Annotated in this window: 11 protein-coding genes; 1 reads left to right on the plus strand and 10 read right to left on the minus strand. The window is 43.5% G+C overall.

Annotated features, from left to right (window positions below):
• Positions 1–139 precede the first annotated feature (139 nt).
• The 10 genes from WA407_RS05235 to WA407_RS05280 all read right to left on the minus strand — a co-directional run bounded on the left by WA407_RS05235 (position 140) and on the right by WA407_RS05280 (position 10807).
• Positions 140–613, minus strand: coding sequence for a MarR family transcriptional regulator (locus WA407_RS05235; RefSeq protein WP_235308061.1), 474 nt, complete (start codon positions 611–613; stop codon positions 140–142).
• A 231-nt stretch (positions 614–844) separates the two neighbouring features.
• A complete protein-coding gene (locus WA407_RS05240; RefSeq protein ID WP_235308060.1) occupies positions 845–1270 on the minus strand; it encodes a VOC family protein in 426 nt (141 codons plus the stop codon).
• Between the two features lie 91 nt (positions 1271–1361).
• Positions 1362–2012: a hypothetical protein gene (locus tag WA407_RS05245; protein WP_235308059.1), complete on the minus strand. Its 651-nt coding sequence runs from the start codon at positions 2010–2012 to the stop codon at positions 1362–1364.
• 25 nt (positions 2013–2037) lie between these two features.
• A complete protein-coding gene (locus WA407_RS05250; RefSeq protein ID WP_336076922.1) occupies positions 2038–2574 on the minus strand; it encodes a GrpB family protein in 537 nt (178 codons plus the stop codon).
• Between the two features lie 90 nt (positions 2575–2664).
• Positions 2665–4773 (minus strand): class I SAM-dependent methyltransferase, encoded by a 2109-nt coding sequence (locus WA407_RS05255; RefSeq protein ID WP_235308058.1) that lies wholly within the window; start codon positions 4771–4773, stop codon positions 2665–2667.
• Between the two features lie 357 nt (positions 4774–5130).
• Positions 5131–6102, minus strand: a complete 972-nt coding sequence (locus WA407_RS05260) for a glycoside hydrolase family 43 protein (RefSeq protein WP_235308057.1) — start codon at positions 6100–6102, stop codon at positions 5131–5133.
• A gap of 41 nt (positions 6103–6143) precedes the next feature.
• Positions 6144–7529: an arabinan endo-1,5-alpha-L-arabinosidase gene (locus WA407_RS05265; RefSeq protein WP_336076994.1), complete on the minus strand. Its 1386-nt coding sequence runs from the start codon at positions 7527–7529 to the stop codon at positions 6144–6146.
• Between the two features lie 80 nt (positions 7530–7609).
• Positions 7610–8452: a carbohydrate ABC transporter permease gene (locus WA407_RS05270; protein ID WP_025723511.1), complete on the minus strand. Its 843-nt coding sequence runs from the start codon at positions 8450–8452 to the stop codon at positions 7610–7612.
• Positions 8453–8479: 27 nt separating this feature from the next.
• Complete coding sequence (locus WA407_RS05275; protein ID WP_013309768.1) at positions 8480–9370, minus strand: carbohydrate ABC transporter permease; 891 nt, start codon at positions 9368–9370, stop codon at positions 8480–8482.
• Positions 9371–9463: 93 nt separating this feature from the next.
• Positions 9464–10807, minus strand: a complete 1344-nt coding sequence (locus WA407_RS05280; RefSeq protein WP_235308056.1) for an ABC transporter substrate-binding protein — start codon at positions 10805–10807, stop codon at positions 9464–9466.
• Positions 10808–11315: 508 nt separating this feature from the next.
• Here WA407_RS05280 and WA407_RS05285 point away from each other — a divergent pair.
• Entirely contained in the window at positions 11316–12245 is a 930-nt protein-coding gene (locus WA407_RS05285) for an ArsR/SmtB family transcription factor (RefSeq protein WP_235308055.1), read from the plus strand.
• Positions 12246–12286 lie beyond the last annotated feature (41 nt).

Below are 12286 nucleotides of genomic sequence, written 5' to 3' on the forward strand. Positions count from 1 at the left end.
AGGCTATGTTTTTATTTCCTTGGAAGCAAAAACATCGTATCACAATTTTGCTTCCTCGGCAACAAAATAATAGCAAAAAAAAGGCAGCCTGTTCTCAATAGAGCCCGGCTGCCTGTGATTTGATTTTCATTATTCAGATTTATTCCGACTTAATATCTATACCCTGTTTCTTTATTTCCGCATCCAAATGCCTATTATACTTTTCCACGAAGCTAAGCATACTATCAAATTGTTCCTCGGTTACCTGTTCAAACACGGCTTTATCTCGCTCTTGAAACTCTTTATGCAAGTCCTCATGGATTTTATAGATTACTTTCCCTTGCTCCGTAAGCCGAAAATAGATTTCTTTCTTGTTATCCGGCTTCTGGTAGCTTTCGATAATGCCTTTTTTTATGAGCTTCTTAGTTATTTTACTTATGGCACCGCTAGTCATATAAAGGGACTCCGCAAGTTTTGTCACGTTGGAATCTACATTTCTTTCAATGTATTCGATGCAATGGACTTCAGAAGACTTATAACCCTTAAGACTGTCTTCCATCTTATCCTTATTAAGCCACACCATCTTGTTATATAAGTCCCTGAACCCCATCATGACCTGTTCTTCTTTGTTCATGGCCTGTCCTCCCACCCGTTGGTGCATTAACAACATAATATAATATATTTTTGTTTCTATTTCAACAAGCGTCTAAGCATTCAGTAAATAAACCTAATCTACTAAACGGCAAGCAGGGTAAAAAAGATATCACTCCCCATGCTGTATGTATATTTATTCTTCAGACGAGGACATACACGCAAAAAAACGGCCAGATCGCTAAAGTAGCGGAATCGAGCCGTTTTCCATTTCTTAAGACCGAGCCTCTGTGAACATTTGAAAGGTGACACCAAACTTGTCTGTTACATTCCCATAAGCTGGACTAAAATGGGTTTCCTGCAAAGGCATTCCCACCTGTCCTCCTTGCTGTAGAGCATCAAACATTTTTTGAGCTTGCTCCACACTATCGGTTGTAATACAGATGCTCACCTGATTCCCACTGCTAAACGGTGATCCGGGAAAGGTATCAGAAAACATGAGCTCTGTCTCACCCACTTTAAGGGTAGCATGTCCCACACGTTCCTTGACCTCTGCGGGAATGGGAAAATCGGGGTTTTCCGGCATTTCCCCAAAGGTTTGAATAAAAAGCAGTTGAGCATCCAATGCCTCTTTATAAAATTCGATTGCTTCTTTTGCATTTCCATCCATCGTGATGTAAGGAATCAAACGTTTGGACATCTTCAACACAGCTCCTTTAATTCGAGGTGATTAACCCAGCATTTCTCCTGTATTATATACAAAACTTGTCAAGAAAAACAAATCTGTATTCTTAGCTTTCATGCACTTGAACGCCAAGCTGCTTTAGCTCCTTTATCGCTTCCGTAACGTTACGCTGTGGATGAAGCGCAGAGATCATCTGGGCAGTGATCGGAACGCCGTTGAAAATCTGGCTTACCACCCCTAGAGAAATCGGCAACTCATAGTAACTTTCAGCCCAATCCTGATATTCCTCCGGTGTAACTATAATTTTCCCCAGCAAAAAGGATGAGCCATCGTCATATCCCTCAGGAAAGTTCGCGTTGCCCATACGCCACTCCTCATCTCCCGCTTCCCTCCACATACAAAAGGTAACGTCCTCTTTCTCCAACGCTTCATCTTCCAAAAGCTCCATCATATCATCAGGCACACCGTCGTACATGCCCGGCCAGACCTCATATTCGTCTCTCGCATGAGGACTTACAGGGGATTCGTGGTCAAAACCCTTCAACAGCACACCTCCACACGTCCATAGCATATGAATCGTATCTCCAGCGCCGTTGTTCACCTCACCTAGGCACACATCACCAGACCATTCAGACTGCATACGATACGTGCGTAACCAATCTTCTGGAGACAATATAATGTCCAGCGCTGACAGTAGCAGCATTCTGTCTTTTAAGCCATTCGGCGTTACCTGTGCATCAAGCATCATATTCTTCATCATACCTCCACCTTGTCCATGCGTACTAAAATTCCATTTGTCTCTGCTTTTGTCCAAGCTTTGCTTGTTCAACTATCTGCCGAATGAAAGGTCCCTTGGCTTCGGTATACGCTGCACGGTCATGTTTGAATTGATGCGCCAAATCTTTTTTTAAAGTCTCATACGCTCGCAGGCTCTCAGGATGCGCTTTCAAGTAATTTCTGAACAATAAATGGCTTTCCCAATGTTCTCCTTTATACTTGTAAATATGCAAATGATGAGTCCCAGCTCCCCATTCTCCACGGCGAAAGAAAGCTCGCTCTGGAAAATCAGGCTTATGTACATATTCATATTCAATACCTAGTAAACGCTGTCGCTGTTCGGATTGAATAATAGCCAAATCTTCTACTCCAACCATAATGTCGATAATAGCCTTGGCTCCCAGACCAGGAACGGATGTACTGCCAATATGCTCTACGCCGACACATACATCTCTGAGAGCCTCTACAATTTTCCTTTTCTCTCGCATATACTCTTCAGCCCACTGCGGGTCATACCCGGATATTTCCACCTGCGAGGACATACATGAACACACCTCCACTAGCTTTCTAAAAAATGCCTTCTAATCGTGCTTGGCACAAATCAGAAGGCATTCTCTTGTTCAAATTAAAAATCATTTAGCAATTCCAGCCCTATCATTCGGCTTCTCAATCACGATCAGACAGGTGCTGTCTGGCAAAGGAACCCGCTGGCCCTGCTCATCCATGAACTCAACACGACTGGACAGCGCTTCGGCATAGCCCTCCTGCAAATAGTGGCGACTCACCCGGATAATCGCTTGTGAACCAAGTGTGTTACGAATACATTCTTCATACTGTGACGGAGTAAAATAACCAAACTGCTCCTGCACTTCATGCACATAGGCTTCCGCTCCCCATGTATAGGTATATAGGAATTCCATTGCATCATTTACCGGCAAAACAGCCTCATGCTCACCTATACGCTCTATTTCTATGGGACGACCCGCAAAATCCTGCGCATACCGCATCAGCCATTCCATTCCGTCCGGCTCCAAAAATCGAATGCGTCTACGCTGCTCTACGGGTTCGGTCATAATACCGTCTCGAATGATAATGCGTCCGCCGGGTGCAAGTACACGATAAGCGCTTTGCAAAGCAGCTTCCACTGTTTGTGAGTTGAACCTTTTTCCATCTCGTTCGATGTAGGAATACAGCTCGTGAAGAATCGAAGAGAAAATAACCGTGTCCATGCTTTCTGTTTCCACAAATTCTTCCAGTCGGAGCGCATCACCTTTGATGACATCCCAACGACGGTGCTCCAATTGCTTTTTACGTTTAAGAGCCTCAATCACATTCACAGAAATATCAAGACCCAACGGCTTCGAGTCCGGTCTTTCCTGCTCGATCAGGTCCAGCAGTACGCCCCCGCCAGGTCCGATATCCAGTATGCGGGTTCCAGTCATATAATCCAAAATGACCCTTTTGTAATCTACCGTCTGGTTCATATCTGTAAGATACGTTTCCTCATTGTGAAAGCGATCATAAGCATCACGCCGTAACCCAAACAGATCGAACAGCAGCAGGACTGCTTTGTCATACAGAGGTGTTTTTTCTGCCTCAATACAAAAATCGATTAGTTTTTCAGCAGCTGATGAAAATACAAAATTAAAAAATACAGTACTTGGCAGCTCCTCTTTATGCTCTACAGTTACATTCAAATGAGGATTATGCTTCCGTTTTCCTTTTGAGATATCCTGCCAGGACAGTGCGTTTAAATATTTTTCTATCATTCGTTTTTTATATACGTTAATTTTCTTGACACCACGATAGTCATAATACATCGTATTCATGAGCGATTCGAAACTGATATGGCGAACGGTTGCAGGCTGTTCCTGCCCTGTGCCATCCCTCAATGTGAGTAAAAATACCTTTACCAGTTCTTGAAGTGAAAAATCCTGCAAAGCTGATTCTACATACCAAAGTGTCCGATTCTCCAACGGAGCCAGAGCCTTCTCTACATTCAAGTCCCGCTCTAGTTCTGTGTAAGCCTGCTCGAACGGCTCCCCTTCATGAATGGAAACCGACCGTAATCTTTCCAGTCGCTCCTTTACACTCCAGACTACAGGTGCGTTATCCCATGCAATCCAACCGATTAGCTCCTCCACTTCCCCGCGTACTTGGTCCCATAATGCAGGTTCTACCCCGGCGATAATACACTCATTCAGAGCCCGTAAAACAAGCTCCAGTTCCTCAGGGCTCAGCCAGCCCTTACGAGTAATTTCAAGCAGCAGTCGATTTTCCGCAAAAGGAATTTCTCCCCGTATATATTGCCCAATCAATCCATGCGTCTCAATCAGAATTCGGGTCATGCTATTGCGCGGGTAAGCAGGGGACTCCGCTTGGGCCTGTCTGACATACAGTTGAGAGGAGCCGATATTATGTACAAATAAATTAATGCCCTCATGCTGCCAACGTAGCCGTTCGCGGACTGTGCCTCCTTTGGCTGTCTCAGACCATACCAAAACATCCTCCAGTAGCTCTTTAACCCAGAATGACAATGGAAGTCCGTCCAAAATAAGCAACGTACGCTCCACGTAATCCAGTACAGGATTGGCATCCTTTAACTCACCTATGGATCGAATGCGTTCCAGATTAACAATACGCTCCTCAGCCGAAACAAGCAGCTTTAACCAAGTCGGTGTATCCCAGGCCAGATCACTTTCTTTCCTGTAATTAGCAATGGCTTTTAACGATTGCAGCATTTTTCTCACCTCGTGTAATTCGGATTCGGTATGCACAGGAGACTTTGGATAGGATATTTGGATAAAACCTTGTATATAGTACACTTTACCATACATTTGTAGCTTCCATCTCGTGGAAAATATTAAACATTTGTATCAATTAATCGCTTGACATATTCTAGGCTTCACATAACCTGATTTAAAGTTCCCATAGTTTCCGAGACGTCTCTCCCTCCCAAAAGCAAAAAGATACCTTCCAGCCTAAGGCCGAAGATATCTCATTGATATTGTTAGACGCAGCAAAATCATTTCTCTGCGATGTTTTATAAAGTTATAGCGTCGCTATGTGACGCGTCAATCGTCTAGCATATATTCTGCTTAGTTATTAACGGAGACGCCATCTGGCACTGGAATACCAAAATTAGGTGTTCCATCTTCCTTCCAGTTGAACGGCTGAACACGTGTATGACGATTCGGGTCATACAGCGGGTCGCCTGTAATTTCCTTGTAATTCCGGGCGTGATATACGATTACATCGCTACCGTCAGCAGCAACCGTAAAACTGTTATGACCTGGCCCGAATTGTCCTGTTTCCTCATTGGTGCAGAATACCGGCTCAGGTGATTTCGTCCATGATTTCGGATCAAGTAAATCCGCATTCTCATCTGCTGTCAACAGACCCATGCAATAATTGTGGTCTGTGGCGCTAGCTGAATAACTGATAAAGATCCGCCCGTTCCGTTTCAGAACCGCTGCTCCTTCATTCACCTTAAAACCGATGATTTCCCAATCATATTCAGGAGTGGAGATCATGACCTGCTCACCGCGCAGCGTCCATGGATTGCTCATTTCAGAAATATACAGATTGGAATTACCGACGATGTCAGGGTCCTTCTGAGCCCACACATAATACAAAACCCCATTATGCTGGAAGGTTGTCGCATCGAGAGCGAACGTCTCCCAACGGGTTTTGATCTGTCCTTTTTCCACCCATTTCCCTTCCAAAGGATTAGCTGATTCATTTTCCAGCACGAACATTCGGTGGTCGAACAGGCCTTCCTTCGTTTCCGTTGTACGAGCTGCTGCAAAATAAATGTACCATTTGTCGTTAATATAATGAATTTCCGGTGCCCAAATGTTCGCACTTAACGGGCCCGTTTCATATTTGTGCCACACTGCGACAGGCTCTGCTGTACTCAAGCCTTGAATAGTACTTGCTCGTCGAACCTCAATGCGGTCATACTCTGGCACAGATCCGGTGAAATAATAGTATCCGTCACTATGCTTGTAAATCCAAGGGTCTGCCCGTTGCTCAATGACCGGATTATTAATGGGTACAGATTGATTCATGGTTATTCTCTCCTCTATGTGTAGTATGTAGTTCAAACAAATTAATCGCTGATACGTTTTCCCCAAATGGAAATTCCTTTTTCATTCATACCCGTGAAAATTAAAGTATGGCGACCAAGCTCCCAATCCCATGAAGGAAGCAATAACAATTCTTCCTTTGTTCCTCCGGATGTATTGCTCCAATCCATTGTTAGAGTACGCTTGCCATCAAAACTCCAGTGACCTTCAAGAGAACCGCTGGTTGCCCGCCCTCCATCTTCCAGACGGAGCGGTTCAGCTTCCACCTGGCCGTCTACTTCCTGCCTTATCACGATGCGCTCCCAGTTGCCGGATAATAGCCTTTTGGGTATATCCTGCTCCTTTTCGCCCGCATAGCGCTCCGGAGAGACGACCGGCCAGCCCTCTGCCGTCCACAATATTTTGCGTACATGCAGGTACGGCCAGCTCTTGTCCGTTTCTCCCCGCGCATGATGTACAATATAATAATCCGCACCGTCCTTCAGCACAGAATTATGACCTGGTGCAACCCAGCCTTCTCCTTCGCTGAAACGATAACCGCCTAGTACCTTGGTCCCAACCTCATATTGAGGCAAATAACTGGTATCCGCCATGTCATGTCCATTCATATCTACGTACGGACCTGTGATGAAATCCGAGCGGGCTACGCGAACATTGTAGTCCTCAAACAAAGAATCATACGAGACGAACAAGTAGTATTTACGGAACATTGGATTGTACACAATGTAAGGCCCTTCTACAGCACCGTCCTCAGTTGCCCGATCTCTGGCAGCGATATTTTTACCATAGCCAGATTCTTTGAGCTTTCCAGTCTGGGGATCAAGCGGTGTAATATAGATACCGCCGAAAAAAGAGCCGTATACCATCCATGGATTTCCCTCTGCATCCAGCACCGGATTGGCATCAATCGCATTCAGCTTGTCATGCTCTCCTGTTTTAACGACCAGCCCCTCATCCTTCCAAGGGCCTTCCGGGGAGCTGGATGTCTGCAATCCAATCGCAGACCGTGTGCTGCCAAAGGTAGAAGCGGAGTAATACATCCGATAGGTATCACCCACCTTGATGATGTCCGGTGCCCACAGATTGGTTGCCGATGACCACGCCTCTGCTTCCTTTGGAATGCCGGGGAGTGCATACTGAACCCAGTTCCAGTGAATCAGATCAGTCGATTTGCGTACCATGACACCAGGTCTCAATTCTCCACCTGTCTTTACATCCGTTGAGTAGACATAAAAGCCTTGATCTGTTTTGATAATCGCCGGGTCATGTGCATTGTTAATGGTCCAGCACTGTTCATCATTAATCGTACTCTGATCATACAAGTGATCGGGAGGCGGAGCCTGCGGATACACAGGGTCCGGAGTGTTATCCCCACAGCCGGATAGACCCAGCATGAGCAGCATCACCATAACTGTTATTCTCCTCCTTCCTTTATCCATTACATATTGTGACTGCCTTACAACATTCATCCGTCCCCTCCAAGTGTCAATTAACCTTTGACACCCGAAATGGCAACCGATTCAATAATTTGTTTCTGGAAGATCAAGAATATAATCAGTACAGGTAACAAGGCTATAATCGATGCTGCCATAATAAGCGGATAGTCCGTCTGAATGGCGTAAGTCGCATTAAAATTCGCGATAACCAGCTGCAATGTCTGCGTTTCTGGTGAGTTCAAGTAAATAATCGGTGCCAAATAATCGTTCCAAATCCCCATGAACCATAAAATAAGCTGTGCCGCAACTGCCGGCTTAATGAGCGGGAACGTAATCGACGAATAGAGTCGGAAATAAGAACTTCCGTCAATTTTCGCAGCTTCGATAATGGCATCCGGTACGCTAAGCAAGTACTGCCGTAGGAAAAAGATCATAACTACATTTCCGAACAAACCTGGAACGATCAGAGGCAGAAGTGTATCGACCCAGCCAAGTTTGGAAAACATCATAAACTGTGGAATCATAACCGTTGGGTATGGAATCATCATAGATGCGATGAGTGCCAAAAACAGTTTGTTTTTATGAGGGAATCTCAGCTTTGCAAATGCAAAAGCGGCCACACTGGATGTGAAGGTACCTACAACGGTAACACTTACAGCCACAATCACGCTGTTCTTGATCCCGCTTAACAAAGGTCCTGCTTCCCAAATTTCCTTATACTTGCCAAACTGGAACACCTCTGGTATCCATACTGGTGGAAGAGCAAAGACATCCTGCTTTTCTTTCACCGAAGTGGACAGCATCCAAAGCAGCGGCGCGATCATCACAATCGCTCCAATCGCTAGTACAATAAAGATAATGATATTGGTAACTTTCGTTTTTTGACTATGGGACATAATCAGACTCACTCCTTTCCGCGAAAATCAATCCCCATCAAAGGACGATTTTTCATTCATTTTAAATTGAATCAAAGTTACGATAAAAATGAAGATGCCGAGAATCATAGCCATCGCGGAGGCATATCCCATTTGCAGGTTTTTAAATGCCTTATCCCAAATATAAAAGACGATTGAGGCGGATGAGTATTCCGGACCCCCTGTAGGTGTCATAATGTTCATTTCAGTAAAGATTTGCGAACCACCAATGATATTAGTTACCACCAGGAAGAAGGTTACTGGTTTCACCATTGGCCATGTAATATTACGGAACATCTGGAATCCGCTAGCCCCATCTAGCTCTGCTGCTTCATAATAAGAGCGAGATACGCTTTGCAGGGCTGCCAAATATAGCAGCATCGTATATCCGAGACCCTTCCAGACAGTCATGAGAATCAAGGCCGGTTTGACCGTATCTTTATCCATCAGCCAGTTAGGACCCTTAATACCGAATATTTCGAGGAATTGGTTCACCAAACCATAGTCTCCGTTGTATGCCCAGTTCCACATAATAGAAACGGCAGCCAACGAAGAAATAACCGGGATATAGTAAATCACACGAAATGTTGTCGTACCTGGAATCTTGCGATTCAAACCTAGTGCCAGCAGTAAAGCTAGTACAAGACCGATCGGAATACCCAGCATTAAGAAAAGAGTATTGTACATCGATTTATAAAAGAGCTCATCGCTAAATAAATCTTTAAAATTGTCGAGGCCAATAAAGTTCATTTGTCCCAATCCGTCCCAGTCTGTAAAAGAGCCGTATAACGAATAGACAAACGGGAATAACGTAAAGATTAGCAGACCGAGAATAGGTGGAAGAATAAATAAGTATCCATATACCTTCTCTTTGCGGTAGAGATTAGATTTGGTTATCACAGGGCTCACCTCTGTTTCTAATTTGGAATGAAGATGATGTTAGCAGCATGATATTTAGCCACTAACATCATCCCTTTTTCCTCTATTTACGCATTATTTCTGTGATTTTTTCTCTTGCTCCACCGCTTTATCTAGCAGTTTCTGCATCTTCGGTTGTTCTTGTTTCACATAATCTGCCGCCGTAATTTTACCATCCAACACAGGTTGAATATCTGTGAAGAAAATATCGTACCATTCTGCATTATACGTATAGTTGCCTGGTAATGAGCGTCCATAGTCATTCACGATATCAATAAACTCTTGTTTATTGTTAGGCTTGGTTTTCGTATCTTTGGACCATTCATCAGCCATGTCCAACAGATTTGGAATTTGTACCTTGGCATCTACGAGCTGCTTCATTCCTTCTTTAGAAGTTGTCAGATAGTTAACCAGTTCAACAGCTTCATCCGGGTATTTTGTTTTAGAGGAAACGCCGATACCCAGAGAACCAATCCATGTTGCCGATTTGCCAGTCGATCCGGCTGGGAACGGCAGCAAATCATATTCAAATGGCAGTTTTTCAAATGTACTCATATCCCAAGGACCTACCGGGAAGAATGCCATTTCGCCCTTCATCCAACGTTGGTATGTGTCCAATGTTTGTGATTGTTCAATCCCAGGTGTGATTTTATATTTGTTTTGCATGTCAGCAAAGTACTGAAGCGCTTCTGCAAATTTCGGATCATCAACCGTTACTTTCGTTTTGCTCTCATCCAGCCAATCCGCCCCATTACTCCATACAAAGGCTTGCAATGCCCACTGAACGTTAAAACCTGTACCGTATTGATCCGGCTTGCCGTCACCATTTGTATCTTTGGTTAACTCTTGGTTGACCTTGATGAACTCATCCCATGTATACGGTTTGTCTTTATCAGGCAATGGAACGCCCGCTTTTTCGAACATCGTTTTGTTGTAGCCAAGTGCGAATGGACCCAAGTCCTTCGGCATACCGTAAATATCTCCTTGACCGGCCATTTTGCCGTCATAGCGATACAAATCTATACCGTATTTCCATATGTTATCCAGTTTAATATCCTTGTTCTTCTCAATGTAAGGAGTGAGATTCTTCAACACCCCACTGTTTACATAAGCTTTCACATCTCCAGGGGCAAAATAAAAGATATCTGGGAGGTTGTTTCCTGTAATCGCAGCTCTAAGCTTTGTAGCATATTGATCTGCTGCCGTCACGACCATTTTAACCTTTACGCCAGGATGTTCCTCTTCAAATTTCTTGATTACTTCCTTATAAGCCTTTTGTTCATCTGTTCCACCACGGAACATGAATGTCAGTTCCTTACTTCCATCACCACTGGAACTTCCCCCACTACAACCAGCCAGTGCAGCCACCATTAACAACAGAACAACCATTGTTATTGCAAAACCTTTTTTCTTTATCAACGCGACCCCTCCTAAATTTAAATGAAACCGCATACAATCGGTGCTAAAATAATTTCATACCACTCGGCCTAATCTTTAACTGTGCGGTACACAACCCGTTGTTGATTGCCGCTGTGATTATCATCCCTCTCATGTACCGTATAATTAACATTTTTCTTTATCAATAATGAATTCGTTTACAAACAAAATATAGCATGCCTTTCCTCGGTTCGTCAATGTATTTTTCAATCTTTTTAAATAGTTATAAAACATAGGTTAGAATACCATGGAAAGCGAAATTAAATCGTATTTAAGTTTATTTACATCAAAAAAACTATAAATAAATCTTAAATACGATTTATTTATGAAGTAATCCCTAATTTGGAGTTCAATTCGCTCCCCTCTTGGTTTAGTAAAAAAAATTTACAAAAAAGCAGTTTACTTCTTTTTGATTTTATTTTAACATAAATCAAAGTAAATATATAAGCGCTTACATTACAATTTTTATAGATAAGGATGGTCTATAGCTATGATTTATATTAAGAACTTAATGTCAGGGTTAGATATCTTTAAAGCACTAGGTTCAGAAATCCGCATTCAAATTCTCGAGTTACTTGCTTACCAGGGACAAAGTATGAATGACATTGCCAATAAACTTAATTTGAGTAACGGTACAATTACAATGCATATTCGAAAATTGGAAGAATGCGGTCTTGTGGAGATCAATACCGTGAGTGGCAAGCACGGTACCCGAAAAATGTGTTATTTGAACAAGGATAAGCTGATGGTAGATTTGCGCAGCAGAGAACAAAAAAATGTGTATGAGGTTGAGATTCGCGTAGGCCATTACAGTAACTATCAAGCGTTCCCCACTTGTGGATTGGTGACCCGAGACAGCATTATCGGCGATTTTGATGATCCACGCTATTTTGCAGATCCCGGGCGGCTGGAGTCGGAAATGATCTGGATGGCCGAAGGCTTTTTGGAATACCGCATCCCCAACTATTTGAAAGCGAATCAATCCTTTAAAGAAATTCAATTCTCCGCAGAACTAGGCTCAGAAGCACCCTGCTATTGTGAGGAATATCCCTCCGACATTTGTTTTCACATTAACGGTATTTCTATTGGGCACTGGACCAGCGCCGGAGATTTTGGAGAAGTGCCGGGGGTTCTCAATCCAGATTGGTGGCCACCGCATTTAAATCAATATGGTATGCTCAAATTAATTCGCATCAATCAGCAAGGCAGCTTCATTGACGGGTGCCGCATTTCCGAAGTCACAATTGACGATATTAACCTTAACTATAAAAGCGACATTACACTCCGCTTATCCGTAACCGATCAATCGGAAAACAAAGGTGGGCTTACTATTTTCGGCAAAAGATTTGGGAATTTCAGTCAGGATCTGCTTGTGCGTGTGCTTTATGATGTGCACGGAGAGGACAACGCCAACTCCTGACACGCCACATGTAAAAATAGGCCGAAGCCTGTATTCATTGA

This window comes from Paenibacillus sp. 203 (genome assembly GCF_037027525.1).
Taxonomy (GTDB): domain Bacteria; phylum Bacillota; class Bacilli; order Paenibacillales; family Paenibacillaceae; genus Paenibacillus; species Paenibacillus polymyxa_B.